Source organism: Nocardia wallacei (assembly GCF_029869545.1).
Lineage (GTDB): Bacteria > Actinomycetota > Actinomycetes > Mycobacteriales > Mycobacteriaceae > Nocardia > Nocardia wallacei_A.
The window spans coordinates 1-26,208 of sequence record NZ_JARWQD010000395.1 but is presented as its reverse complement, the minus strand read 5'-3'; the positions used below and the strand labels follow the sequence as shown (position 1 = coordinate 26,208).

The window sequence follows — 26,208 nt, the reverse complement described above, 5'->3', positions numbered from 1 at the left end:
CTCCCCCCCCTCCCCCCCCAAACCACCCACCCCCGCAACCCCCCCCCCCCGCCGGGGGGGCACCCCCGCTTTGCGGTAGCCGGCCCCCCACGGGGGACCCCTCGCCCCCCCGGACGCGCCCGTCCTTGGGCCGCGGCCGGTCTACCGGCCGGAAATCGATTCGCAGACCGCCCACGTATTCCGGCGCCCCGCCGATCAGACCGGATCTTTCGCGCCGCAGCCGCCCGGCAGTCCCGCCGCCGCGCACCACGGCGGCCCCGAATTGGTGAATCGTCCTCCGGACGCCGTGCTGGCCGAGGCATTCGGCCGCCCCGAGGGCTCCGACGAACTGCTGCAACGCGATCCGGACGCCGACAACGACACCGCTCCCCCCGCCGGACCGGCCGATCCCTGGCGCGATCCCGACGCCGCGGCCCGGCTGGGCGCGCCCGCGATCGCCACGCCGCAGGAGCAGTCACTCCCCCCGGGCACCCGGCTCGGCGCCCGCGACGTGCTGTTCGGGCGCAAGGTGGCCCCGGCCGCGCTGGCCATCCTGGCGGTGATCGCCCTCGCGATCGGCCTGGTCGGGGGGCTGGTCGGCCGACTCGCCGGCGATTCGACCTCGGCCCTCACCTCGCGCAAGGTGTCCCTGCAGCAGGAGGGCGACCCGGACAAGAACGCGGGCCCGATCACCCGGGTCGCCGATGCGGTGGTGCCCGCCGTGGTGCAGATCCGCGAGACCGTGGGCGATAACGGCGCCCTCGGCTCGGGCGTGGTCATCGACGGCAGCGGCTACATCGTCACCAACAATCACGTGATCTCCATGGTCGGCATGGACAAGTCGGGCCGGGGCAAGATCCAGGTCACCTTCTCCGACGGCACCAAGGCACCGGCCCAGATCGTCGGTCGCGACCCCAAGACCGATCTCGCAGTGCTCAAGGTCGACGTCAAGAATCTGACGGTGGCCCGCATGGGCAAGTCCGGCGACGTTCGCGTCGGCGACGACGTGCTGGCGATCGGCTCGCCGCTGGGCCTGACCAAGACCGTCACCTCCGGCATCGTGAGCGCCCTGAACCGGCCGATGGCCGAACCCACCACGCCGGGCGACGACACCGCGGGCGCCTTCGACGCGGTCCAGACCGATGCCGCGATCAACCACGGCAACTCCGGCGGCGCGCTGGTCGACAGCGAGGGCCGCCTGATCGGCATCAACACCGCGATTCGCAGCGAGAGCGGCGGATCGGTCGGCCTGGGCTTCGCCATCCCGGTGGATCTGGTGCAGCGCATCGCGCAGACCCTCATCCGCGACGGCAAGGTGCATCATCCGTGGCTGGGAGTGAGCGCCAAGCAGAAGTCGGTGGAGAACGACGCGATGAGCGGCGCCGCCGTCGCCGATGTGGTGGCGGGCAGTCCCGCCGCCAAGGCCGGGCTCGCCGAGGGCGACGTGATCGTGCGGGTCGCCGGTCGCGAGGTGACCGAACCGGCCGAGCTCACCGTCGCCGTGCAGTCCCGTCAGATCGGGGAGACCGTCACGTTCCAGGTGATCCGCGACGGCCGTCAGGTCGATGTGCCGGTGACGCTGGAATCCGACGAGGGCGCTCCCAAGCAGCCGCAGTAGGCTGGCCTCATGTTCAATATGGGCTGGCCCGAGATGGTGATCCTGGTGGTCGCCGCCTTGGTGATCCTCGGCCCGGAACGGCTCCCGGGGGCGATCCGCTGGACCGCGCAGAGCCTGCGGCAGGTTCGCGATTACGCCACCGGGGCCACCAGCCAGCTGCGCAACGATCTGGGCCCGGAGTTCGACGAGATCCGCAAGCCGCTGGAGGAGATCCGGGAGCTGAAGCGGCCGCTGGACCAGTTCCGCGGGATGACGCCGCGCGCGGCGGTGACCAGACATCTGCTGGACGGCGATGATTCGCTGTTCACCGGCAATTTCGACAAACCGTCCAGTACGTCGAATGGTTCGGACTATTCACCGCCCCCGGCGTATTCACCGCCCGAACCTCCGAAGCCGTTGGCCCGGAATGAAAAACCGCCGATCGATTTCGACGCGACGTAGTAGTTCGGCGCAATTTCGGGCATGACCACCGACGATTCCGGGCGCCAGGTATTACCGTCCGGAAATGTCGTCGGGCAATTTCCGCGCAGGCCGGAGGGTCTCGTCAACCCGGCTAGACGCATCCTGCTGTCGAGCTATCTAGACTGCGCACATGTCGGCCGATGAGGTGGCGCGGGTTTTTGCGATCGATGACAAGGTCGAACGCCTCAAGGCGGCCACCGAAGGGGTCGCCCAGGCCCAGCAGACCATCAACGAACTCACCCGGATTCGCCGCGCGGTCATCCGGGAATTGCACGCGGAAGGCTGGACCTTCGCCAGAATCGGTGCGGCGGCGGGACTTTCGCGCGCACGGATTCATCAGGTCAGCACGCAGGGCCCGGTGCCGGAGGGATTGTTCTTCGGGCACGGGCCGCTGACGATTCTCACCCCGGACGTGCGGAGCACCACGCGCGCCGCCCCGCTGGTCGGCGCGCCCGACGCCGCGGCGCCGCATCGGCTGCAGGAACTGTTGCGGGAGCTGGGATTCGCCGCCGCCGTGGAGCGATTCCTGCCGGGGCGGCCGCTGGATCTGGACCGCGAGGGCCTGATCGTGCTGGGCGGTCCGGAGCTGTCGCCGAGCCTGCGCTATCTCGCGGCGGCCGATCCGCGGTTGCGTCGCACGGTCGCCCGCGCCGGCCGGGTGCGGCGCGGCATCGAGGACCGCGCCGCCCGCCGCGTGTACCGCCCGGGCGGCACCGAGCCGTACGACATCGCCTACCTGGCCCGTCTCCCCCGCCCCGACGGCCGCGGCACCGTCCTGGTGCTGGACGGCCTGCACCCGCCGGGTTCCCTGGGCGCCATCCGCCTGCTCGCCACCCGCCTGGCCACCTTGCACGAACGCGCCGGACTACACCCGTTCTCGGCCGTCGTCGGCGTCCGCTACGACCGCAACACCGGCGAGCCCCTGGAGGCCGATCTGCTCACACCGATCTACCGCCACGAGAGGTGATAGGTGTCAGGCCGCTACTTCCGCGGGGCGCAGCGTGTTCATTGGTGGCCGATCCGTCAGCGCGACCTCGGTGGTCAGTTCCGCGAATTCGTCGCCTATCAGCGGGAATTGGGTTAGGGCGGCGCCGGAGTCGCGGATTCCGCTGCGGCCCAGGACCGTTCCGAGGATCTGGCGGCTCATGACGCCCAGGTCCGACAGCGGGCGGTTGCGGTGGGTGCGGACGCCGAGGTTCACCTGGCCGATGGCGGGCAGGCCCAGCAGGTCGTAAGTGTCGAGCAGCAGGCCGATTTCGACGCCGTAGCCGGGCGCGAACGGGACCGCGGTGAGCAGCTCCCGAGTGCCCGCGTACTCACCACCCAAGGGCTGCAACACCTTCGACAGGTCGGGGCGCAGCGCCGACAGCAGGGGCCGCGCCACCAGTTCGGTGACCCGGCCACCGCCGTTGTGGTCGACCGTGTCGCCGTGCCGCAGCGGGCGCCGGTAATAGGCCTTCACCAGATGCATGCCGTCGACCATCAGCAGCGGGCCCAGCAGCCGCGGCACGAATTCGGGATCCGGGTCGATCAGGTCCGAGTCGACGAAGGCGATCAGGTCACCGGTCGTCGCGGCCAGCGAGCGCCACAGCACCTCGCCCTTGCCCGGCACCGGGTCCAGTTCGGGCACGGCCTGTTCGCGCGTCACCACCCGGGCCCCGGCGGCGCGGGCCCGGTCGGCGGTGGCGTCCGTGGAGCCGGAATCGAGCACCACCAGCTCGTCGACGAGCGTGCCGACCAGCGGCCGGATGCTCGCCACCACGTCGGCGACGGTGCGTTCCTCGTTCAGCGCGGGCAGCACCACCGACACGGTGCGCCCCTGTTTGGCGGCGATCAGTTCGTCGACCGTCCACGCCGGGCTGTCCCACGTATTGGTGAGCGCCCAGTCCGTTGTGATCAGTTCGGGGTTGGTTGTCATACCAGACCTCGCAGAGTTCGTGCGGGGGGGCCGGATGCCCTGGATAGCCGCGATCATGTCCACCACCCGCCGGGTTGCGGCGACCTCGTGGACTCGGAAAACTCGGGCGCCGGCCGCGGCCGCCCATGCGGTTGCTGCCAATGTGCCCTCCAATCGCTCCGATAGACCGACACCAAGAGTCTCCCCGATGAAATCCTTGTTGCTCAGCGCCATCAAGACAGGCCATCCGGTATTTACAAGAACGTCCATTGCTCGCAACAGTTCGAGCCCGTGGTAAGTGTTTTTGCCGAAATCATGGGTCGGATCGATCAAAATCGAATCCTTCCCCACCCCCGCGGCCGCAGCATTTTCGGCCGACCGCACCAGGGTCTCGGTGACCTCGCCCACCACGTCGGCATAGCGCACCCGATGGGGCCGGGTGCGCGGCCGCGCACCGCCGGTGTGGCTGCACACCACGCCCGCGCCCGACTCGGCCGCCACCCCGACCAGGTCCGGATCGGCGCCCGCCCAGGTGTCGTTGATCAGATCCGCGCCCTCGGCCACCGCCGCCCGGGCCACCTCGGCCCGCCAGGTGTCGATGCTGATCAGCAGATCGGGATAGCGCTCCCGGATGGCCGCCACGAACGGCACCACCCGCCGCGCCTCCTGCGCCGCGTCCACCTCGTCGCCCGGCCCGGCCTTCACCCCGCCGATATCGACCAGATCCGCGCCCTCGGCGACCGCCCGCGCCACCGCCGCCAATGCGGCCTCGTCGGTGAAGGTGGAGCCCTTGTCGTAGAACGAATCCGGCGTACGATTCACGATCGCCATCACCAGCGCACGATCCGTTGCCACCGGTTTCCCGCACAGCGTGGACAACGGCGGCGTCGAACTCATGCCCCGACTGTACCGACCCCTGTGGCAGCGCTCCCCGGTCAGGGTTTGGGCGCCTGGCCGGTGGCCACCCGGTCGGGGTAGGCATCGAAATAGGGGACGTAGCCTTCGGCGCGACCGGCCAGCACGTACAGGGTGCTGTCGGCGTCGGGGGTGTACCCCTGTTTGCGGAGTTCGACCTTGCGGCTCTTGAAGGTGGAGGTGGTCTCCAGCTCGTCGACCACGCGCAGGAACAGCGGGACCGCGTAGGCGGGCAGTCGGTCGTAGAGCTGCCCGGCCAGGGCCCGGCCGTCGAGTTGCGCGCCGGGCCGCAGCGTCACCGCGGCCATTCCCGCCTTGCCGTCGGCGCCCGGGACGTCGACGCCGTAGACCACGGCCTGGGTGATCTCCCCGGCACCGTCGAAGGCGCCCTCGACCTCGGTCGTCGCGACGTTCTCGCCCTTCCAGCGGAAGGTGTCGCCGAGCCGGTCGGCGAAGGCGATGTGCCGCCAATGCTGGTCGCGCACGAGGTCTCCGGTATCGAACCAGGCGTCGCCGTCGCGAAATGCGTTGCGCACCAGCTTGGATTCGGTGGCCGACGGATCGGTGTACCCGTCGAACGGCGAGCGGCTGGTCACCTTCGACAGCAACAGCCCCACCCCGCCCGACCGCACCCGGCGTAACCGGCCGTCCGGAAACCGCTTGGCCCGGCCCGTGGCCTCGTCGAATTCGACCACCGCGTACGGCAGCGGGCCGAATCCGGCCGTGCGGTCCACGCCGAAGGCGTTGATGAACGCCGTATTCCCCTCGCTCGAGGCGTAGAACTCGACGATCCGCTCGATCCGGAACCGTTCGCGGAATTCGTCCCACAGCTCGGGCCGCAATCCGTTGCCGACCGCCAGTCGCAGCGAATGCTCGCGCTCGACGGGCCTTTCGGGCTGGTTGAGCAGATAGCGGCAGAGCTCACCGATATAGATGAACGCGGTCGCCCGGTGGGCGATGACCTCGTCCCAGAACCCGGACGCGGAGAATTTGCGGCCGATCGCATAGGTGGCCCGCGCGCCCAGCACCGCGCCGAGCGCCACCGTCAGCGCGTTGTTGTGGTACAGCGGCAGGCAGCAGTACAGGGTGTCGTCGCCGCGCAGCCGGATGCCCAACCCGCCCAGCCCGGCCATGCTCTTGGTCCACCGCAGATGCGTCATCACGCTGGCCTTGGGCAGGCCCGTGGTGCCGGAGGTGAAGATCAGGAATGCCTTCTCCCGCGCCCGGACGTCCGCGCACACCGGCGGGTCGGCCGCATCGGCGGAGCGGGCCAGCTCCCGCAGCCGCTCGGCCTCCAGCAGATTCCCGGGCGGCTCCGGCAGCGAATCCAGCGCCTCCCGGCATTCCTCCCCCACCACGTTCACCGCGCTGTGCAGCAGGCCGAAGCTGTGTGCCAGCACCTGGTCGCGCTGATGGTGGTTGAGCAGGCCGACCGTCGCGCCCAGTTTCACCGTCGCCAGCACCACGAACAGCGTCTCGGGCCGGTTGGTCATCAGCACCCCGACGACGTCGCCGCGCCGCACGCCGTGCTCGGTCAGCACGCTGGCATAGCGGTTGACCTCGGCGTTCGCGTCTCGATAGGTGTATTCGCGGCCCTCGAACCGCACGAACACCCGCATCGGGTGACGATGCGCGGCCCGCTGGAAATACAGCCCGACGGACGATTTGTGGTCCGGCTTCACCAGCATGCCCTTCGCTCCGCGAATCATGCCGGGCGCATCCAGCGCCATCCCCGGCAACCGGCGGGCGATATCGAGCAGGGTGACGCTGGTCTGCGTGTCGGTCACGTGTACCTCCAACGGTTTCCGTCATTCCTGGGTCCCGGCGAAAGCATGCCGGGACGAGGAGATGGGTGGCAATGCCTCTGGACCGTAGCCGTGGTAGATCACGAAGCAGCCGTCTCAATACCGAAGCCGTGGTATGTCACGAAGCGGCCGTCTTAGTACGGAAGCCGTGGTATGTCACGAAGCGGCCGTCTTGGTACGGAAGCCGTGGCAGGTCACGAAGCGGCCGCCTTGGTACGGAAGCCGTGGCAGGTCACGAAGCGGCCGTCGCTGGACGGAAGCCGTGGTATGTCACGAAGCGGCGGGCTCGGTTCCGCTCGCGGCCAATGCCTCGAAGGCGGTTGCCATGTCGGGGGTCACGGTGATTCGGTCGAGGGCGGGCTTGCCGACGAATCCGCCGTCCTGCAGGCCGTCGAGCCAGTCGAACAGGCCGCGGAAGTGGCCGTGCGGGTCCAGGACCACCAGCGGCTTGTCGTGCATGCCGAGGTAGCCGCCGGTCCATGCCTCGAAGAATTCCTCCAGGGTGCCGATGCCACCGGGCAGGGTGAGGAAGGCGTCGGCGCGGGCCTCCATGATCTGTTTGCGCTCGCGCATGGTGTCGGTGACGACCAGTTCGTCGGCGTCGACGTCGGCGACCTCCAGATGCACCAGCTGCTTGGGGATCACGCCGATGGTCTGCGCGCCCCCGGCGCGGGCCGCCGTCGCGACCGCACCCATCATCGACACGTGCCCGCCGCCGGACACCAGCTGCCAGCCGCGCCGGGCGATCTCGGTGCCGACCTGGGCCGCCAGCCGCAGCTGCGCCGGGTCCGTGGCACTGGCCGAGCAGTACACGCACACCGCGTACGGTCGCTCGCTCACCACTGATCCTCCATTCCCCGCGGCGTGCCCGCCCGGCTCTCGGCCGCGGCCAGCACGATCTCGACGACCTCCTCCACGCTGTCGGTGACGTGCAGCAGCCCCAGGTCGCCGGGCGAGATCTTGCCCGAACCGGCCAGCGAATCGCGCAGCCAGTCGACCAGGCCGGACCAGTAGCGCGTGCCGAACAGCACGATCGGGAACCGGGTGATCTTGCGGGTCTGCACCAGGGTCAGCGCCTCGAACAGCTCGTCCAGGGTGCCGAAACCACCCGGCAGGCAGATGAACGCCTGCGAGTACTTCACGAACATGGTCTTGCGGGCGAAGAAGTAGCGGAAGTTGATGCCGAGATCCACCCAGTCGTTGAGGCCCTGCTCCATCGGCAGCTCGATGCCGAGACCGATCGAGAATCCCCCCGCCTCCGAGGCGCCGCGGTTGGCCGCCTCCATCACACCCGGACCGCCGCCGGTGATCACGGCGAATCCGGCGCGGGCCAGTGCGCCGCCGATCGCGCTGGCCGCCTGGTACTCGGGCGTATCGACCTGGGTGCGCGCGGAACCGAAAACCGCCACGGCCCTGGGAATCTCGGCCAGCGCGCCGAAGCCCTCCACGAATTCGCTCTGGATGCGCAGCACCCGCCAGGGGTCGGTGTGCACCCAGTCGCTGGGGCCGCGGCGGTCGAGCAGATGCTGATCGGTGTTCCCGGTCTCCGCTTTCCGGTCCCGGCGCAGCATTATCGGTCCGCGGTAGGTGGGGGTCGACTTCGGCGATCGGGGGTATACGGGCTCGGAGTCGGTGGACATGCGCACCAGGTTACTGGGGGGCGTACCCCGGCACGATCAGTGCGTCCGCCCCGTCAGGTAGTCGCGCAGAATCTGGGTGACCGTGGTGATCTGGGCGGTCGGGACTCGCTCGTCGACCTTGTGGGCCAGGTTCGGGTCGCCGGGGCCGAAATTGACCGCGGGGATGCCGCGGGCGGCGAATCGGGAGACATCGGTCCAGCCGTACTTGGCGCGCACGCCACCGCCGCCGTGGGCGTGCACCTGCCGCACGAGGTCCTTGGCCGCGGGCGCGGAGAGTCCGGGCAGGGCGCCGGGCGCGCCGTCGGTCCGCTCGAAACTCAGGTCCAGGCCCGAGAACACCTGCCGCACATGCTCGGTCGCCTCGTCCAGCGAACGGTCCGGCGCGAAGCGGAAATTCACGACGACCGAGGCCGCGTCGGGCACCACATTGCCCGCCACGCCGCCGGTGACCTCCACCGCCGACAGGCCCTCCCGGTACACGCAGCCGTCGATGTCGACCTGCCGGGGCCGATAGTCCCGCAGCCGCTGCAGGATCGGCGCCAGCTGGTGAATCGCGTTGTCCCCCAGCCATGCTCGCGCCGTGTGCGCGCGGGTGCCGGTGACCGTGAGCCGGGCCCGCAGGGTGCCCTGGCAGCCCGCCTCGATCCAGCCGCCGGACGGCTCGCCCAGGATCGCCAGGTCGCCGTCGAGCCATTCGGGCAGCTCGCGCTCGATGCGGCCGAGGCCGTTGAACTCGGCCGCGATCTCCTCGCAGTCGTAGCAGATCAGCGTCAGATCGCAGATCGGTTCGGCGACGGTGGCGGCCAGGTGCAGGAATACCGCGTCGCCGGATTTCATGTCGACGCTGCCGCAGCCGCGCAGCACCTGCTCGCCGTCCTCGACGTCGAAGTGACCCGGCACGTTGTCGGCGATCGGGACCGTGTCCAGATGACCGGCCAGGATCACCCGGGTGGGCAGCCCGCGATCGGTGCGCGCCAGCACGGTGTTGCCGTGCCGCAGCACCTCGAATCCGGTGGTCTGCTCGCGCAGCGCCCAGGTGACGGTGTCGGCGATCGCGGCCTCGTCCCGGGACACGCTCGGGATGTCGACGAGGGCGGCGGCGAGGGTGATGGGGTCGGCGCGCAGATCGATGGTCACCCCACCGAGCCTAATGTTCGGCCCGCCGCCCCCGGACCCACGGGATCGATGGGAGCGCGGCTGCTCATACACTGACCTGCGTGAGTACTCAGGGAGCAACAGCAGTCGGCCTCGCCACGGTGACCGTCAACGGCACGGTCCTCGATACCTGGTTTCCGTATCCGGAGCTGGGCGAGTTCGCCGAGTCCGGCACCGCGAAGCTGACCCCGGCCGACCCCGAGTACACCCGGTTCGCCGAGCTGGTGGGCTTCGACGAGGCCCGCCGCGTGGACGTCGTCGCGGTGCGCACCACCATCGCCGACCTGTCCGCCCCGCCCGCCGACACCCACGACGAGTACCTGCGGCTGCACCTGCTCTCGCACCGGCTCGTGCAGCCGCACGGACTGAGCCTGGAGGGCCAGTTCGGGCTGCTCGCCAACGTGGTGTGGACCAACCACGGACCGTGCTCGGTCGAGGAGTTCGAGCTGGTGCGCGCCAAGCTGCGCGCCCGCGGCCCGGTCACCGTGTACGGCGTGGACAAGTTCCCGCGCATGGTGGATTACGTGCTGCCGCAGGGCGTGCGTATCGCCGACGCCGACCGCGTGCGGCTGGGCGCGCACCTGGCCGAGGGCACCACGGTGATGCACGAGGGCTTCGTGAACTTCAATGCCGGGACGCTCGGCGCGTCGATGGTGGAGGGCCGCATCTCCGCGGGTGTCGTGGTCGGCGACGGCTCCGATATCGGCGGCGGCGCCTCGATCATGGGCACGCTGTCCGGCGGCGGCAAGCAGGTCATCTCGATCGGTGAGCGCTGCCTGCTGGGCGCCAATGCGGGCCTGGGCATCTCCCTCGGCGACGACTGCGTGGTCGAGGCGGGCCTGTATCTGACGGCGGGCACCAAGGTCGCGCTGCCCGACGGCCGCACGGTCAAGGCCCTCGAACTCTCCGGGCGGTCCAATCTGCTCTTCCGCCGCAACTCCCTGTCCGGCGCGGTGGAGGTGGTGGCCCGCCAGGGCACCGGCATCGAACTCAACGCCGCCCTGCACGCCAACTGATTCGGTCGGCGGGCCCGCCGAACCAGTGGGTGAGGTGGTCGCCCAGGTCCTGCTGGCCGTCGCCGATCCAGGCGATGTAACCGTCCGGGCGGAGCAGCAGGGCCGGAACGTCCAGTGCCGCAGTGGGATCGGCGATGAGGTCGACGCGGTCGGACCAGCCTGCGACGGTCAGGCGTTCGGTCCGGTCCAGCACCAGGCCGCGGCCCCGCTGCAGGTGGTCGTAGAGGCGGCCCTGCTCGAGGTCGATGTCGCGCAGGCGGCGGCCGAGTAGATCGGGGGCCGTGGCGGCCGGGGCGTGGGCCGATGGGATTTGCTCGGCGGGTAGCGCACAGTCGTAGCGGATGTCGAGCGCGGTGATCTTCTCGATCAGGTAGCGGTTCACCTCGTCGAGGTTCATCAGTTCGGTGAGCAGCCTGCGCACGGCCTGCGGGCCCGGTTCGGTGGACGACAGCTCCATCTGGGCGCGGGTGTTGTCGAGAACGGCCGCGGCGACCGGATGGCGTTCGGTGTGGTAGGTGTCCAGCAGCGTTTCCGGCGCCCAGCCGCGAATCCGCGCGGCCAGTTTCCAGCCGAGGTTGACCGCGTCCTGCACGCCGAGGTTCAGGCCCTGACCGCCGGTGGGCGGGTGGATGTGCGCCGCATCCCCCGCCAGCAGCACCCGTCCGATCCGATAGCGCTCGACCAGCCGCGTGGCATCGCCGAAGCGCGACAGCCAGCGCGGTGAGTGCACGCCGAAATCGGTTCCGGCGATGGCGCGCAACCGTTCTCGGAAGTCCTCGAGGGTGGGCGGCTGTTCCCGATCGCTGACTCCCGCGGCCGGGACGATGACCTGATAGACGCGTTCGCCGAACGGGCGCATGCCGAATCGCCTGTCGGTCTTGTGGATCTCGGCCACCGCGGCGGCGATCTCCTCCTGTGCCACACCGACTTCCAGCTCACCCATCAGCGTGTCGTTCCGCGAGGGCTCGCCGGGAAAGCCGACGCCGAGCCGCTTGCGCACCGTACTGCGCGCGCCGTCGCAACCGACGAGGTACCGCGCCCGCAGCCGCTCACCGCCGGACAACTCGACGGTCACACCCTCGTCGTCCTGCTCGAAACCGGTTATCGCGCAACCTTTTCGGACCACCGTCCCCAGCTCGACCGCATGGTCTTCGAGCACACGGTTGACGACCGGCTGCGGGATGCCCAGCAGATAGGCGTACGCGGAATCCAGCCCCTCGGGCGCGGGTGCGGGGATGGCGGCGAAGAGGCCGCCGACCGGACGCCGCCGTCCCCGCTCGAGCAGCCGATCCAGCAGCCCCCGCATCGCCATCAGCTCGAGACTGCGAATATGCAGACTGACGATGCGCACGGCCGATGCGGGCTCGGATTCCTTCTCCACCACCAGCACCCGCACATCGTGCAGCCGCAGTTCGGCGGCCAGCATCGCACCGGTCGGCCCGCCCCCGGCAATGATCACATCGAACATGAACCACCCACTGATTCCCGTATTTCCGCAGGTCCTGGCATAGAGCGCCAATTCTGCGGCACCGCCGAGCCCCGCCGCAAGCGATATACGCCGGTGCTCGGACTCCCTCGGTCAGCGGGGGTGCAGCGTGACCGGCAAGGCCGAGGGGGCCAGGACGAAATCCCGGTTCGAGGCCCGCACCACGTAATCGGGATCGGGGGTGGGCCGCCAGCGGGACAGGAGGGCGGCGGAGGCGAGGGCGATCTCCAGGTTCGCGAAGTGCTCGCCCGGGCACCTGCGGCGACCGATGCCGAACCACAGGTTGGCCTTCTTGTCCAGCTCGCCGACGCGCTCCGGGGACCAGCGGTCCGGGTCGAATTCCTCCGGGTCGGCGAAGTAGCGTTCGTCGTGCTGAATCATGTACGGGCTGAACATGATTGCGGTGCCGTCGGGAATCGACAGGCCGCCGATTGTGATGACGCCGTCGGCGGTGCTCGCGCTGACCCACGGCGCCCAGAACCGAAGCGTCTCGGTCACCACCTGCTTCAGGTAGGGAAGCCGGGCGAGATGGTCGGGCCGGACCGGCTCGCCGCCGATCACGCCGTCGAGTTCGGCGTAGAGCTGCGCGGCGACGGCGGGCCTGCGCATCACCTCGTGCCACAACCAGCCCGCCATCGATGCCATCGACCCGAGCCCCCCGGACAGCATCATGATCACCTCATCGATGATGTGCTCGTCGGACAAGGTCGCCCCGGTGTCGTCGGTGTGCCGGATGAGCGCGGACACCACATCGCGGAAATCCTCGTCGCGGCGGCGATACTCGGCGACCATTGCGCCGATGGCGGCGCGCAGCTCCCCCGCCTCCCGGCGCCACCGCCGGTTGGCGAACACCCGCATGCGGCGCACCTGCGGCGGCAGCGCGGCCCGCACGATGATCTGGCTCAGCAGCGAGGGCACACTGTCGCCGATCCGACGGCGCACATCGTCGCTGAAGTCGGCGGTGAACAGGGTGGAGGTCATGGTGTCGAGGATCAGGCCGGTCGCCTCGTCCATGAGGTTCACCCGACCGCCCGCGGGCAGCCCTGCCGACCATCGTCCGGCGATATCGGCCGCCGACTCGGCATAGGCGGCGAGGCGGCTCTGCCGCAGGGCGGGAGCGATCATGCGGCGCCGCACCTTGTGTTTCTCACCGCGCAGCACGTTCACCGAGCCACCCGCGAGGTCCTCGATCGCCTCGCGCAGATCTTCCCGGTTCAGGTCGGCACCGAGCCCGACCTCGCGCACGAGATCCGGTGTGGTGAGCAGATAACCGGTCTTCCGGCCGAATCGGATCCGAACTATCGGCCCGAGATCCGACAGCGCGCTGACGAAGCCGGGAGCATCGCGCAGCGCGCGCAGACTGTGCCCCACGAGGGGCCATCCGCCGGGCGCGGTGGGTACATCCGAAAGTCTCTGCGGCAGTTCGATTTCCGGGCCTGGTGCGGCCCCTTCGCCGACCTGCCGATCAGTGTGCAGCATTCGCTCACCGTATCGTCCCCGCCGCACCTCGCCACGAGTGGTGAAGACCCGGCCGCCGCCGACGCTGAGCCACAATGCTTCTCGCGTCACCGCCTGGAATCCACGGCACTCCCGCGCTTACGAAGGCATCACTCGATGCCGAAGGCGAGGACGCGGGACGGGGTGATGCGGATCAGTTCGCGGGAGGCGCTGTCGACGTAGGTGTCGATATCGCGCAGTGCCTGTGCGGTGCCGCGGATTTCGAGGCAGCGGACCTCCCACGGATCCACCGACTTGATGTCGTCGACGACGAAGGCCACCCGCTCCTCCTTGTCGAGGTTGCGGAACTTCTGCGAGGCGCCCATGTTGTAGCCCGCGATATCGATGGTGCCGAGATCCTCGTTGTAGCGGAACCCGACCGGATTGTTCTGCGGCGAGCCGTCGGGGCGGATCGTGGCCAGCCGACCGAGCCGCTGGCTGCGCAGGTAGTCGATCTGGGCGGGCGACAGCGTGGCGATCATGTGCCCGACGGTACAACCTCGAGTGCACTGGAGGTCAATCGGGAACCGACGGCGCCGCCTCCTCCAGATGTTCGGCCAGGGCGGGCCGTGCGCGCACCGAGGCGAGGAAGGCCCCGGCGGACTGCGGCATGACCGCGGCGGCCACGATCGCCACCAGCGGCCCGAAGGCCAGCGCGCCGAACGCCGCGGCGTAGGAGACGCGGTCGACGATCACCCCGAACAGCAGCGGCGACAGGATGCCGCCGAGTTGCGCACCGAAGACGATCATCCCGGCGGCCGTCCCGATCAGCGAACTGGGCAGCGCCCGCAGCGGCAGCGACATGGCGGCCATATAGGTCAGCGCCCCGATTCCGGTGGCCACGGTCAGCACGATCATGAACATCGGCACCGACGGCGTGGCGGGCAGCACGAACAATCCCGCACCGGCGATTCCCATGCTGGGCACCACGATCCGGCGCGGACGCCCCCGCAACCGATCCGACAGCCAGCCACCGCTCACGATGCCGACCGCCGCCGCCACGGTCGGGAACACCGCCAGCAGCGCGGCCCGTTCCAGTTCCACGCCGCGCGCCTCGTTCAGGTAGGTGGGCACCCACGAGACCAATCCCCAGTTGAACGCGCCGTAGCCGAAATAGATTGCCGCACAGCCGATCAGCGCGGGCACCCGGAACAGCGGCCAGGGCTGCCCGCCGACCTCCCGCGCCCGGGTCAGCGGCGGCGGCATCCAGCGCGCCCAGGCGAGCACCACCAGCACCCCGAGCGCCGAGATCGCCACGAACATCCCGCGCCACCCGAGGGTGGGCAGCAGGGCCGCCGCGATGACCGCCGCCAGCAGCACGCCGCAGGCGTTGGAGGCATTGGTCCAGCCCGCCGCCGTGGTCCGCTCGGCCGCCGTGCTCCGCTCGGCCAGCGCCTTCGTCGCGGCGGCCGGGAATACGCCCTGCACCAGGCCGAAGAGGAACCGCGCCACCAGCAGCACCGCGAACGACCAGGCCAGCGCGGTCAATCCGGTGAATACCGACCACGCCAGCATGCCGATCACGCACATGCGCAGCGCACCGAATCGGTCGGCCAGCAGCCCGCCGGGTAGTTGCATGGCCGCGTAGGCCAGGAAGAACGCCGACACGATCATCCCGGTGCCGGTGTGGTCCAGATCGAGGTCGTCGGCGATCGCGGGCAGGGCGAAATTGATCACGAGCCGGTCGACGAAGTCGATCGTCCACGCCACGAACAGCAGCAGAACGGTGATGCGGGCCGTGCGCGACATCGCCTGAGCCTCCCGGACCTCAGCCCAGCAGCTTCTTCTGGACCTTCCCCATGGCGTTGCGTGGCAACGACCGCACCGACCGCACCTCGCGGGGCCGTTTGTGCGCGGAAAGCTGTTGTGCCACATGGTCGATCAGCGCGCCTTCGTCCGGCGCCGAGCCCGCGGAGGGCACCACGTACGCGACGATGCGCTGGCCGAGGTCGTCGTCGGGAACGCCGACGACCGCGACCTCGGCGACGGCCGGGTGGCCCAGCAGGCAGGTCTCGATCTCCCCCGCGCCGATACGGTAGCCGCCGGACTTGATCAGATCCACCGATTCCCGCCCGACGATGCGGTGAAAACCGTCCGGATCGATCGCGGCCACATCGCCGGTGACGAACCAGCCGTCCTCGGTCCGGCAGGCGGCGGTGGCCTCGGGGCGGTTCAGGTAGCCGTCGAACAGCATCGGGCCCCGCACCTGCAGCCCGCCGATGCTCTCCCCGTCGTGCGGGACCGGCTCGCCCGCCTCGTCGCGCAGCCGGGTCTGCACCCCCGCGACCGGCGTGCCCACCCAGCCGGGGCGACGCTCGCCGTCGGCGCGGGTGGACAGGGTGATCATGGTCTCGCTCATGCCGTAGCGCTCGACCGGCGCGTGCCCGGTCAGCTCCCGTAGTCGCTCGAAGACCGGCACCGGCAACGGGGCACTGCCCGACACCAGCAGCCGGGCATTGGTCAATTCCCGTGCGGCAGCGGGGTCTTCGGCGATCCGCGACCATACTGTGGGCACCCCGAAATACAGCGTCCCCATGGCCGCGGCATAGGCCGCCGGGGTCGGCTTACCGGTGTGCACCAGCGGACTGCCCACCCGCAGCGGTCCGAGCACGCCGAGGATCAGGCCGTGCACGTGGAACAGCGGAAGCCCGTGCACCAGAACATCGTTCGCCGTCCAGGCCCAGGCATCGGCCAGCGCGTCCAGCCCGGCGGCGACGGCCCGCCTGCTCAGCACCACCCCCTTGGGGGCGCCGGTGGTTCCGGAGGTGTAGAGCACGAAAGCCGTTGTCTCGGGCGAGGGTTCGGGATAGGTGTGCCAGGACCGCGCGTGCAGGCGCACCGGAATCACCGGCAGCGTGGCACCCTCCGGCGCCTCGCCGAGCCAGGCCTGCGCCCCCGAATCGTCGAGGATGTGCGCCATTTCGGCCGCCCCCGCATCCGGCGGCACGGGCACCGCGGTGACGCCCGCGATCAGGCAGCCGATCACGGCCAGCACGGCCGACGGGGTCGGGCGCGCCAGGATCGCCACCCGCTCGGCCCGCGCGACCCGCTCCGCCACCGAGGTGGCCGCGCCGAGCAGATCGCTGCGCGACAGCGTGGTTCCGTCGATGGTGACGGCGTCCGGAATATCCGCACCGGCGGCGACGGCGGCCGGATTCAGCGACTTCAGCAGCGGCAACGACACGCGCTCAACCTACCAACGCCACCCGGATGCCGGGCCCCGCGGCGAGGCCCGTAGTTCCATGGGCTGTGACGGTTGACACAGCGGTGAGTGGGTGAGAGTGTTGGTATATAGCCTTCTCACAGAGGATGGGGTCGACGATGACCAGCCCGCGGCGCGTAACGACGGACGAAAACGGCCTTCCCGGTAGCGATTTCGACATCACCCGCTACCTCGACGGGTCCGCGGCCTTCTTCGGTGCCGCGGCCAACGTCATCATGCAGCTCAGCGCGCCGCCGGTCGGCTACGGCGTGATGGAAAGCACCGTGGACAGCGGCAAGATCTTTCTACACCCCATCAAGCGCACGCGCACCACTCTCACGTATCTGGCGGTGGCGATGCTCGGCACCGACGAGGAGCGCGCCGCCTACCGCGACGCGGTCAACGCCTCGCACCGCCCGGTCCACTCGACGGCGTCGAGCCCGGTGAAGTACAACGCGTTCGACCCGCGCCTGCAGCTGTGGGTCGCGGCCTGCCTGTACTGGGGCGCCCGTGATCTCAACGAGCGCATGCACGGCCCGATGAACGAGGCCGACGCGGACGCCTTCTACCGGCACGCCGAGCGCCTGGGCTCCACCCTGCAGATGCCGCCCGAGCTGTGGCCGCCCGACCGCGACGCCTTCGACCGGTACTGGGCGGCGAATCTGGCGAAGACCACCATCGACCCGCCCGTCCGCGCCTACTTCCAGGACCTCATCGACCTGAAGATGTTCCCGCGGCCGATTCAGTTGGCGTTCGGCAGGTTTCACCGCTTCGTGGTCGCGGGCCTGCTGCCGCCGCACCTGCGCGAGCAGATGGGGATGGCCTGGAACGAGCGCGACGACCGCCGCCTGGCCCGGCTGCTGCGCCGCGTCGGCGCGGTGGAGGCCCGCATGCCCACGGCCGTGAAGTTGTTCCCCGTCAACGCCTTTCTGCTGGATATGCGCGTCCGGCGACGCCTCGGACTGCGACTGGTGTAGGCCCGCTAGGAAATCCGGAAGCCCGGCACCACGTGCTCGCGCGCGAAACGCCGCAGCGCGGCCTCGTCGTCGAGCGGGATGACCGTCTGCGGCGTGAGCGCCATCGACAGCGAGGTGCGCGCGATCATCTCCGCCAGCGGCTGCGGATCATACTGCGGCAGTTTGCCTTCCGCCTGCAGCCGGGCGATGAATTCGGCGAGGTAGTCGCGGCCCAGCTCGATCACGGGAGCGCCCTGCACGGTCAGGTACGGCAGCACGATCTCCGGCTCGGTCTTCAGCAGCCGATCCAGCAGCCGGTTGCCGCGCAGTCCGTCGAGAAAGGCGACGAACAGCTCCACGATCTGATCCTCGGCACTGGCATCGCGATCGATCTGCCGCTGCACGGCCGCGTCCACCTGATCGATGAACTGGCGGGCCTGCCGCAGGCCCACCGCCTGGATCAGATCCGACTTGCCCGCGAAGCGCCGATACAGCGTCGCCAGCGAGAGCCCGCCGCGGCGAGCGACCTCGACCATGCTCGTCCGCTTGATACCGAAGTCGAGGAACGCCAGCAGCGCCGCATCGAGCACCTGCGACTGGCTGCGATCCTCGGCGCCCGCCCCACGTACCAGCGGCAGCAGTTTGGCCAGCTTGGCCATGACCCGTTCCCCTCTCGCTGTGACACGATGACATTAAAATCATCGCACAGGATCAATGGCGGGTTGCCAGCGATTGACAGCATCGATCGGCGATGAGAAGGTGAGAGGCGAAGTTTCTCACACTTCTTTCTGGCCCTGACGGGTGCGAAACGAGATCGAGGAGACGAGTCAACGATGACCGCCGCCGTGCGCGCGACCGACCATGAGCCGACCGTCCCGGAGTCGACCCTGACCCCGGACACCGTCCGTGACCACATCGACGGGATCGCCGCCTTCCTCGGCGGCGCCGCGAACGTCATCATGCAGCTCAGCCACCCGCCGGTGGGCTACGGGGTGCTGGAGAGCCCCGTCGACAGCGGCAAGGTGACCCTGCACCCGATCAAACGACTGCGCACCACCCTCACATATCTGGCCGTGGCGTGGATGGGGAACGAGGAAGATCGCAAGGCCTATCGGGACGCGGTGAACGTCTCGCACCGGCCGATCCGCTCGAACGCCGACAGCCCGGTCAAGTACAACGCCTTCGACCCGAAGCTGCAGCTGTGGGTGGCGGCGTGCCTGTACTGGGGGGTGGACGACCTCTACACCCGGATGCGCGGGCCGATGGACCCCGAACTGGCCGAGGACTTCTACCGCTACAGCGCCCGGCTGGGCACCACGCTGCAGATGCGGCCGGAGATGTGGCCCGCCACGCGGGCGGAGTTCTTCCGGTACTGGGAGGAGAACCTGGCCCAGCGCACCATCGACCAGCCGGTCCGGGACTATTTCAACGACCTGATCGACCTGAAGATGCTCGCGCGCCCGGTGCGGTTCGTATTCGGGCGGTTCCACCGGTTCGCCGTGACCGCGCTGCTACCCCAGCATCTCCGCGACGAGATGGGCATGACCTGGACCGCGCGCGACGAGCGCCGCTTCACGCTGGTCCTGAAGGCCATCTCGGCGGTCTGGACGCGGCTGCCCGCCGTGATCCGCGCGGCCCCGCTCAACACCTACCTGTTCGACATGCGCATGCGCCGCCGCTTCGGCAAGCCGCTGGTCTGAGGGTCCCGGCCAAAAGCACGCCGGGAATAGGGGAAGTACGCCGGGAAGTAAGCGGAAGCACGCCGGGAGGAAGCATGCCGGGAAGCAAGAGGAGGCACGCCGGGAAGTGAGAGGAGGCACGCCGGGAGGAAGGACGCCGGGAATAAGAGGAGGCATGCCGGGAGGAAGCATGCCGGGGATGAGAGGAAGCATGCCGGGAAGGTGAAGGCGGGCATCGGCCAGGGCGCGGAGGAAGAAGCCCAGGTTGGCCGGGCGTTCGGCGAGCCTGCGCATGAGGTAGGCGTACCACTGGCTGCCGTAGGGGACGTAGACGCGCACGGCGCGGCCCGCCGCGGCCAGCCGGCGCTGCTCGGCGTCCCGGATGCCGTAGAGCATCTGGTACTCGTAATCGCCTGGGCCGCGGGCATTGTCGACGGCGAGCCGGGTGGCCGCCTCGATCATGGCGGGGTCGTGGGTCGCCACCATCGGGCGGCCGCCGCCACGCATCAGCACGTCCAGGCAGCGCAGGTACGACGAGTCCACCTCGGCACGGCGCAGGTAGGCGACCGCCTCGGGTTCCCGATAGGCGCCCTTGCACAACCGAATTCGCGTGCCGACCCCGGCCAGCTCGCGGCATTCGGTCTCGGCGCGGCGCAGATAGGACTGCACCGCGACGGCCAGCCACGGGAATTCGCCATGCAGCTGCCGCACCGTGTCCAGGGTCGCGTCGGTGGTGGTGTGGTCCTCGGCATCGACGGTGACCCAGACCCCGGCCTGGTCCGCACGCAGGCACAGGGCGCGCAGGTTGGCGGTCGCGATGGCGGGACCGTCGGGCCCGAGCGCCTGACCGAGCGCCGACAGCTTGACCGAAACCTCCACGGGCCGAACGGCATCCGACGGCGACTCCACGGCCTTGCCCAGCACCGACAGTTCGTCGATGAGCGCCAGATACTCCGCGACGGCGTCGTCGGCCATGGCGCGTTCGGTGGTGTGCTCGCCGAGGAAGTCGACGCTGACCATCCGTCCACCGTCCAGCAACTCGCGCAGGACCGGGATCAGGTCCGCGCGGGACTCCCCCGCCACGAACCGGCGCACCACCGCCGCGGTGATCGGGACCTTCAGCACCGCGTGCTTCATGCGGGGCGAATCCGCCGCGGCCAGGATCGCGGGACGCAGCGGGTTCACCGGCATCAGGACCCCATGTGCGGATAGCGGTAATCCGTGGGCGGGACGAAGGTTTCCTTGATCGTCCGGGGCGCCACCCAGCGCAGCAGGTTGAGGTACGAGCCCGCCTTGTCGTCGGTGCCGGAGGCGCGGGCGCCGCCGAACGGCTGCTGCCCGACGACGGCACCCGTCGGTTTGTCGTTGATGTAGAAGTTGCCCGCGGTGTACCGGAGCGCGGCCGCGGCCTCGTCGATCGCCGCGCGGTCGCGGGCGAACACCGCGCCGGTGAGTGCGTAGGGCGCGGCCGTGTCGACCTCGCGCAGCAGCGTGGCGAAGGCGCCCGGGTCGGTGTCGTCGTAGACGTGCACCGACAGGATCGGGCCGAAGTATTCGGTGGTGAACGCCTCGTCCCGCGGATCGTCGGCCAGCAGCACCGTGGGGCGGACGAAATAGCCCTCGCTGTCGTCGTAGCGGCCACCGACCGGGATCTCGAGACCGGCATCGCGCGCCCGCTCCAGGGCGGCCACGTTCTTGTCGTAGGCGCGCCGATCGATCAGCGCCCCACCGAAATTCGACAGATCCGACACGTCGCCGTAGGCGATGCCCGCGGTCTCGTGCAGGAAATCGTCGCCCATCCGGCGCCACACCGACCGCGGGACATAGGCGCGGGAGGCGGCGGAGCACTTCTGGCCCTGATACTCGTAGGCGCCCCGAATCAGCGCCGCCCGCAACGCTTCCGGATCGGCCGAGGAGTGCGCGACGATGAAATCCTTGCCGCCGGTCTCGCCCACCAGTCGCGGATACCCGTGGTAGCGCGGCAGATTCGCGCCGACCTGCTGCCAGAGGTACCGGAAGGTGCGCGTGGAACCGGTGAAGTGGATACCGGCCAGCCGCGGATCGGGCAGCACCGCCTCCGACAGCTCGGCGCCGTTGCCGGTGACCAGGTTGATCACGCCGGGCGGCAGTCCGGCCTCCTCCAGCAGCCGCATCGTGTAGTAGGCGGCCAGCGTCTGGGTGGGCGAGGGCTTCCACACCACGGTGGTGCCCATCAGCGCGGGGGCGGTGGGCAGGTTACCGGCGATCGCGCTGAAGTTGAACGGCGTGATCGCGTAGACGAAACCCTCCAGCGGCCGATAGTCCATCCGATTCCACACGCCCGCACCGGAATTGGGCTGCAGCGCCAGAATCTGCCGGGCGAAGGCGACATTGAACCGCCAGAAGTCGATCAGCTCACAGGGTGCGTCGATCTCGGCCTGATACGCCGATTTCGACTGGCCCAGCATGGTGGCGGCGGCGACGGTCTCGCGCCACGGCCCGGACAGCAGGTCGGCCGCGCGCAGCAGCACCGCCGCCCGCTCGTCGAACGGGGTCTCGCGCCAGGCCGGGGCCGCGGCGACGGCCGCCTCGACCGCCGCGCGGCCCTCCTCGCGGGTGGCGTCGGTGTAGGTGCCGAGCACGTGCCGGTGGCGGTGCGGCATCACGATGTCGAGCCGGGGGCCGGTGCCCGGCTGATGTTTGCCGCCGATCACCAGCGGCACGTCGACGGTCTCGGCGGAGATCTCGGCCAGCCGGGCCGTCAGGCGCTCACGCTCGGCGGTTCCCGGTGCGTAGGAGTGCACCGGCTCGTTGGGCGGGGCAGGGACAACCGTGACAGCGTCCATACCCCAGGCTAACGCCGAGCGGTCCGGCTCGGGGTGAGCTCGCGCGACCCTTACCATCCTGGAGTGACCGACATGACGATAACGCTGCGGCCGTGCGCGGGTCGGACCGAGTTTCCGAGACTGGTGGAAGTGTGGCGCAGCGCCGTCGCGGCCACGCACCACTTCCTGTCCCGGGAGTACTTCGACCACATCGAAAGCCACCTGGCCAGCGATTATCTGCCCCTGGTGGAGATCACGGTGGCGGTGGTGGACGACCGCATCGTCGGATTCTCCGGGATCTCCGCCGGGCAGCTGGAGATGCTGTTCATCGACGACGACTTCCGCGGCTGCGGCATCGGCTCGGTCCTGCTGCGCGCCGCCCTCGAGCGGTTCCCCTCGCTCACCGTCGACGTCAACGAGGAGAACCCGCAGGCCCTCGGCTTCTACCAGCGCCACGGCTTCGTCGTCACCGGCCGCTCCGAAACCGATTCCGAGGGCCGCCCCCACCCCCTCCTCCACCTCGTCTTCGCCGCCCCACCCGACTGAGGGGAAAGGAGTTAGTCTTCGCCGCCCGACCGACAGGGTCATGCGAGACAGCCTTCGCCGCCCGACCGACAGGGCCATGCGAGACAGCCTTCGCCGCCCCGGCGACAGAGACTCCGCAAGCCGTCATTCGCGGCGTGCTCCCGCCCTCCTGTTTCCGGCATGCTTTTGGCCGGAATCCACCGCCGCCGGAACTAGGCGAGGCGTTCGGCCGCGGCGGCTATGCGTTCGTCGGTGGCGGTGAGGGCGATGCGGACGTGGTCGGTGCCGGTGGGGCCGTAGAAGTCGCCGGGGGCGGCGAGGATGCCGCGCTCGGCCAGCCAGTCCAGGGTGGTGCGGCAGTTCTCGCCGCGGGTCGACCACAGGTACAGGCCCGCCTCCGAGTGGTCGATGCGGAAACCGGCCGCCTGCAACGCCTTTCGCAGCACCTCGCGGCGGGCCCGGTAGCGTTCGCGCTGGCGGGCCTCGTGGGTGTCGTCGCCGAGCGCGGCGGTCATCGCGGCCTGCACCGGGAACGGCACCATCATCCCGGCGTGCTTGCGCACCTCCAGCAGCTCCCGCACCAGCGCGGGGTCACCGGCCACGAACCCGGCCCGATAGCTGGCCAGATTCGACGTCTTCGACAGCGAGTGGATGGCCAGCAGCCCCGTGTGGTCGCCGTCGCAGACCTCCGGATCCAGCACCGACACCGCGCGCTCGTCCCACGCCAGGCCCAGGTAGCACTCGTCGGAGGCGACGATCGCGCCGCGCTCGCGGGCGAAGGCCACCACCTTGCGCAGATGATCCACCCCCAGCACCCGCCCGGTCGGATTGGACGGGGAGTTCAGGTAGATCAGCGCCGGCGACTGCGGCCCCAGCTGGGTGAGGCCGTCCGCGCGGGCGATGCGGGTGCCCGCCAGCAGCGCACCCACCTCGTAGGTCGGGTACGCCACCTCGGGGATCACCACCAGATCCTGCGCGCCCAGCCCGAGCAGCCGCGGCAGCCCGGCGATGAGTTCCTTCGTGCCGATCGCGGGCAGCACCGCGTCCGGTTCGACGCCCGGAATTCCGAAGCGCCGCTTCAGCGCATCGACCGCGGCCGCGCGCAGCTGCGGCGTCCCGTGCGTGGTCGGATACCCGGGCACCTCCGCCACCGCGGCGAGGGCCTCCCGGATCAGCGGATCGACCGGATCGACCGGCGTGCCCACCGAGAGGTCCACGATGCCGCCCGGGTGGGCCGCCGCCCGCGCCTTGGCGGAAGCGATGGTGTCCCAAGGGAAATCGGGCAGCAGGCTGCTTACACGCGTCGACAACGTGGTTACTCGTCGCCCGCCATCGGCGGCAGTTCCTTGATGAGCGGCGGGTCGTAGGTCAGCGCACCGACCTTGGTGGCGCCACCGGGCGAGCCCAGGCCCTCCATCTCGAAGAAGTCGACGTTGGCGTTGACGTAGCCGCTCCACTGGTCCGGGGTGTCGTCCTCGTAGAAGATCGCCTCCACCGGGCATACGGGCTCACATGCACCACAGTCCACGCACTCGTCCGGATGGATGTACAGCATGCGGCCACCCTCGTAGATGCAGTCCACGGGGCATTCCTCGATGCACGCCTTGTCCTTCACGTCAACGCACGGTTCAGCGATGATGTACGGCACTGCCGCTCTCCTAGTCTGTCCTTGCCTGCGGGATACCTCCGCCCGCGCAACAGTATCCCGGCGCCCCTACATTACTACTGGTCAGCCTTGCCTAACTTGGTGCCGCGGAGGTCACGAATCCTGCTCGGTCGAATCGGATTCCACCACAGCGGTCAACAACCGCAGCAGGTCACGCAATTCCCGCTGCTGGGTGGCACTCAACGAGGTCAGCGGTGATCCCGTACCGAGCCTGGCCAGGACGGCCTCGCGGCTGTCGCGCCCGGCGGCGGTGAGTTCGATCTGTTTGGCCCGCCGGTCGGTGGGGTGCGGTTTGCGCTCCACCAGTCCCTGCGCCTCCAGCCTATCTACCACGAAGGTGGCATTCGAGGGCTCGCACGTCATCCGTCCGGCCAGCTCTCGCGCGGTGATCGGTTCCGACAGCTCGCGCAGCGCGATGACCTGCGACGGCGTCAGGCCCAGCTGTTCGGCGACGCGGCGCACGTGCACGTCCAGGCGGTGCGTGAACGTGTGCACCAGCTTGCACACGTCGCGATCGATCTCGGTTTCCACCGGGAAGTTCGACACAGGATCGGGCCGCCGGGTCATGCCGTCGAGTCTAGCGGCGATGATTCGAGCTGTGATAGTTATAGTTCGTATTATTCGAACTATAACTATCTGGAGTGGTGATGCGGCTCCCCGTGCTGTCCCTGATGCTGGTCGTATTCGGCCTCACCACCGGCGAATTCGCGATCGCCGGGATCCTGCCGGAGGTGGCGGCCGATCTCGCGGTGCCGGTCTCGTCGGCGGGCCAGCTGGTCACCGCCTACGCGCTGGGCATGATCGTCGGGGGCCCGGTGGTCACGGTGCTGACCGCGCGAGTGCCGCGGCGGCGGCTGATCGTCGGGCTGGTCGGGTTCGCGGTGCTGGCGAATCTCGCCTCGGCACTCGCGCCCGGCTATCCGATCCTGCTGGTCACCCGGTTCGCCGCCGGGCTCATCGTGGCGACGTTCTTCGCCCTCGCGATCGCGACGGTGGTGGCGACGGCGCCCGCGGGCCGGGCGGCCTCGGCGATCGCGCAGGTGGCCCTCGGCATGAACCTCGGCATCGTGCTCGGGACCCCGCTCGGGACCTTCGTCGGCCAGTATGTGGGGTGGCGGGTGACCTTCGCCGCCGTGGCTGCGATCGCCGGGCTCGGGCTGCTGATGGTGCTGCGGTTCGTCACCGGACTTCCCCCGGCCGCAACGGGTTCCGTCTTCGGCGAGCTGCGCGTGCTGGCGGATCGGCGGCTGCTGCTCGCCATCGCCCTGACCGCCGTCGGCAGCGTCGGCGTGGTCGGCGTCTTCACCTACATCGCACCGCTGCTCACCGACGTCGCCGGATTCGGCGCGGCGGCCGTGCCCGTACTGCTGCTGGTCTACGGCGCCGGCGCGGTGGCCGGGAACCAGCTCGGCGGATGGCTGGCCGATCGAGCCCTGCTGCCCGCCCTGACCGGGCTGCTCACCGCCCTGGCGGCGACGCTGGCGCTGTTCTGGATGGTCGGTGAGATCCCCGCGGCGGCAGCGGTTCTCACCTTCCTGCTGGGCGTCCTGGCGTTCGCGGTCATCCCCGGCATGCAGTCCCGCGTGATCGGCGCCGCCGCGTCCGCCCCGACCCTCGGCGTCGCGATCAACGCCGCGGGCTACCAGGTGGCGGCGGCCGCCGCAGGCAAACTCGGCGGCTGGATCATCGCCGACGGCCCGGGCCTGCGCGCCCTCCCGTTGGTCGGCGCGGCCCTCACCATCGCCGGTGCCGGACTGGCCACGTACATGCTGCTCCGTGACCGGAAGGCACTCGTGGCTGCCTGAGTCACCACGAATGTGCCCGCCCCGCAACCACATCCGCTCATGTCCCCGCTTCACGGCCCCGGGGGCCGTGAAGCGGGGGAAATGCTGGGTCGGGCCGTGAA

23 protein-coding genes and 2 pseudogenes are annotated in these 26,208 nt (G+C 69.8%); 8 read left to right on the top strand and 17 right to left on the bottom strand.

Annotated elements, in window-relative coordinates:
• The first annotated feature begins 154 nt into the window (after positions 1-154).
• The 3 genes from QH290_RS37325 to QH290_RS37315 all read left to right on the top strand — a co-directional run bounded on the left by QH290_RS37325 (position 155) and on the right by QH290_RS37315 (position 3,026).
• Positions 155-1,597, top strand: a complete 1,443-nt coding sequence (locus QH290_RS37325; protein ID WP_425303703.1) for a S1C family serine protease — start codon at positions 155-157, stop codon at positions 1,595-1,597.
• Positions 1,598-1,606: 9 nt separating this feature from the next.
• Positions 1,607-2,038: a Sec-independent protein translocase protein TatB gene (gene tatB / locus QH290_RS37320; RefSeq protein WP_280265873.1), complete on the top strand. Its 432-nt coding sequence runs from the start codon at positions 1,607-1,609 to the stop codon at positions 2,036-2,038.
• Positions 2,039-2,189: 151 nt separating this feature from the next.
• Positions 2,190-3,026 (top strand): hypothetical protein, encoded by an 837-nt coding sequence (locus tag QH290_RS37315; RefSeq protein ID WP_280265874.1) that lies wholly within the window; start codon positions 2,190-2,192, stop codon positions 3,024-3,026.
• 6 nt (positions 3,027-3,032) lie between these two features.
• Here the strand turns inward: QH290_RS37315 and QH290_RS37310 are convergent, their stop codons facing one another.
• The 6 genes and pseudogenes from QH290_RS37310 to dapE all read right to left on the bottom strand — a co-directional run bounded on the left by QH290_RS37310 (position 3,033) and on the right by dapE (position 9,453).
• Complete coding sequence (locus QH290_RS37310) at positions 3,033-3,977, bottom strand: glucosyl-3-phosphoglycerate synthase (RefSeq protein WP_280265875.1); 945 nt, start codon at positions 3,975-3,977, stop codon at positions 3,033-3,035.
• Positions 3,974-4,853: pseudogene (folP, locus tag QH290_RS37305) on the bottom strand (dihydropteroate synthase). Before folP ends, QH290_RS37310 begins: the two are co-directional and overlap by 4 nt.
• A gap of 38 nt (positions 4,854-4,891) precedes the next feature.
• Entirely contained in the window at positions 4,892-6,658 is a 1,767-nt protein-coding gene (locus QH290_RS37300) for a long-chain-acyl-CoA synthetase (protein WP_280265877.1), read from the bottom strand.
• 288 nt (positions 6,659-6,946) lie between these two features.
• Complete coding sequence (locus QH290_RS37295) at positions 6,947-7,519, bottom strand: LOG family protein (RefSeq protein WP_425301698.1); 573 nt, start codon at positions 7,517-7,519, stop codon at positions 6,947-6,949.
• Positions 7,513-8,316, bottom strand: a complete 804-nt coding sequence (locus tag QH290_RS37290) for an LOG family protein (RefSeq protein WP_280265879.1) — start codon at positions 8,314-8,316, stop codon at positions 7,513-7,515. Before QH290_RS37290 ends, QH290_RS37295 begins: the two co-directional genes overlap by 7 nt.
• Before the next feature lie 36 nt (positions 8,317-8,352).
• Positions 8,353-9,453 (bottom strand): succinyl-diaminopimelate desuccinylase, encoded by a 1,101-nt coding sequence (gene dapE, locus QH290_RS37285; protein WP_280265880.1) that lies wholly within the window; start codon positions 9,451-9,453, stop codon positions 8,353-8,355.
• A gap of 80 nt (positions 9,454-9,533) precedes the next feature.
• Here dapE and dapD point away from each other — a divergent pair, with 80 nt between their 5' ends.
• On the top strand, positions 9,534-10,487 hold the full coding sequence (gene dapD, locus QH290_RS37280) for a 2,3,4,5-tetrahydropyridine-2,6-dicarboxylate N-succinyltransferase (protein WP_280388124.1): 954 nt from the start codon (positions 9,534-9,536) through the stop codon (positions 10,485-10,487).
• Here the strand turns inward: dapD and QH290_RS37275 are convergent.
• From QH290_RS37275 to QH290_RS37255, 5 genes are all read right to left on the bottom strand, one after another.
• A complete protein-coding gene (locus tag QH290_RS37275; protein ID WP_280388122.1) occupies positions 10,462-11,955 on the bottom strand; it encodes an FAD-dependent monooxygenase in 1,494 nt (497 codons plus the stop codon). The genes dapD and QH290_RS37275 overlap by 26 nt on opposite strands.
• A 111-nt stretch (positions 11,956-12,066) precedes the next feature.
• A complete protein-coding gene (locus tag QH290_RS37270; RefSeq protein WP_280265883.1) occupies positions 12,067-13,452 on the bottom strand; it encodes a cytochrome P450 in 1,386 nt (461 codons plus the stop codon).
• A gap of 128 nt (positions 13,453-13,580) precedes the next feature.
• Complete coding sequence (locus QH290_RS37265; protein WP_280265884.1) at positions 13,581-13,952, bottom strand: PPOX class F420-dependent oxidoreductase; 372 nt, start codon at positions 13,950-13,952, stop codon at positions 13,581-13,583.
• Positions 13,953-13,986: 34 nt separating this feature from the next.
• On the bottom strand, positions 13,987-15,219 hold the full coding sequence (locus tag QH290_RS37260; protein ID WP_280265885.1) for an MFS transporter: 1,233 nt from the start codon (positions 15,217-15,219) through the stop codon (positions 13,987-13,989).
• 19 nt (positions 15,220-15,238) lie between these two features.
• Positions 15,239-16,654 carry an acyl-CoA synthetase gene (locus tag QH290_RS37255; protein WP_280388121.1) on the bottom strand — a complete coding sequence of 472 codons (1,416 nt, stop codon included), beginning with the start codon at positions 16,652-16,654 and terminating at the stop codon, positions 15,239-15,241.
• A gap of 137 nt (positions 16,655-16,791) precedes the next feature.
• Here QH290_RS37255 and QH290_RS37250 point away from each other — a divergent pair, with 137 nt between their 5' ends.
• Complete coding sequence (locus QH290_RS37250) at positions 16,792-17,649, top strand: oxygenase MpaB family protein (protein WP_280388118.1); 858 nt, start codon at positions 16,792-16,794, stop codon at positions 17,647-17,649.
• 5 nt (positions 17,650-17,654) lie between these two features.
• Here QH290_RS37250 and QH290_RS37245 read toward each other — a convergent pair whose 3' ends face one another.
• Positions 17,655-18,287, bottom strand: a complete 633-nt coding sequence (locus QH290_RS37245) for a TetR/AcrR family transcriptional regulator (RefSeq protein WP_280265888.1) — start codon at positions 18,285-18,287, stop codon at positions 17,655-17,657.
• A gap of 174 nt (positions 18,288-18,461) precedes the next feature.
• Here QH290_RS37245 and QH290_RS37240 point away from each other — a divergent pair, with 174 nt between their 5' ends.
• The gene (locus tag QH290_RS37240; protein ID WP_280265889.1) at positions 18,462-19,328 is read left to right on the top strand and encodes an oxygenase MpaB family protein; all 867 of its coding nucleotides are present in this window, start codon (positions 18,462-18,464) and stop codon (positions 19,326-19,328) included.
• 219 nt (positions 19,329-19,547) lie between these two features.
• Here QH290_RS37240 and QH290_RS37235 read toward each other — a convergent pair.
• Positions 19,548-20,498: pseudogene (locus QH290_RS37235) on the bottom strand (proline dehydrogenase family protein); the annotation flags it as partial.
• A complete protein-coding gene (gene pruA, locus QH290_RS37230) occupies positions 20,498-22,132 on the bottom strand; it encodes an L-glutamate gamma-semialdehyde dehydrogenase (protein WP_280265890.1) in 1,635 nt (544 codons plus the stop codon). The pseudogene QH290_RS37235 and the gene pruA, both read right to left, overlap by 1 nt.
• A gap of 72 nt (positions 22,133-22,204) precedes the next feature.
• Between pruA and QH290_RS37225 the strand changes: the two genes are divergently transcribed.
• Positions 22,205-22,657: an acetyltransferase gene (locus tag QH290_RS37225; protein ID WP_280265895.1), complete on the top strand. Its 453-nt coding sequence runs from the start codon at positions 22,205-22,207 to the stop codon at positions 22,655-22,657.
• A gap of 191 nt (positions 22,658-22,848) precedes the next feature.
• Here the strand turns inward: QH290_RS37225 and dapC are convergent, their stop codons facing one another.
• The 3 genes from dapC to QH290_RS37210 all read right to left on the bottom strand — a co-directional run bounded on the left by dapC (position 22,849) and on the right by QH290_RS37210 (position 24,869).
• Entirely contained in the window at positions 22,849-23,946 is a 1,098-nt protein-coding gene (dapC, locus tag QH290_RS37220) for a succinyldiaminopimelate transaminase (RefSeq protein WP_280388116.1), read from the bottom strand.
• Between the two features lie 5 nt (positions 23,947-23,951).
• Positions 23,952-24,284 (bottom strand): ferredoxin, encoded by a 333-nt coding sequence (fdxA, locus tag QH290_RS37215; protein ID WP_280265892.1) that lies wholly within the window; start codon positions 24,282-24,284, stop codon positions 23,952-23,954.
• Positions 24,285-24,395: 111 nt separating this feature from the next.
• Positions 24,396-24,869: a MarR family winged helix-turn-helix transcriptional regulator gene (locus tag QH290_RS37210; protein ID WP_280265893.1), complete on the bottom strand. Its 474-nt coding sequence runs from the start codon at positions 24,867-24,869 to the stop codon at positions 24,396-24,398.
• Between the two features lie 80 nt (positions 24,870-24,949).
• On the opposite strand from QH290_RS37210, the gene QH290_RS37205 reads away from it, so the two are divergent.
• Positions 24,950-26,107, top strand: coding sequence for an MFS transporter (locus tag QH290_RS37205; RefSeq protein ID WP_280388114.1), 1,158 nt, complete (start codon positions 24,950-24,952; stop codon positions 26,105-26,107).
• Positions 26,108-26,208: the final 101 nt, after the last annotated feature.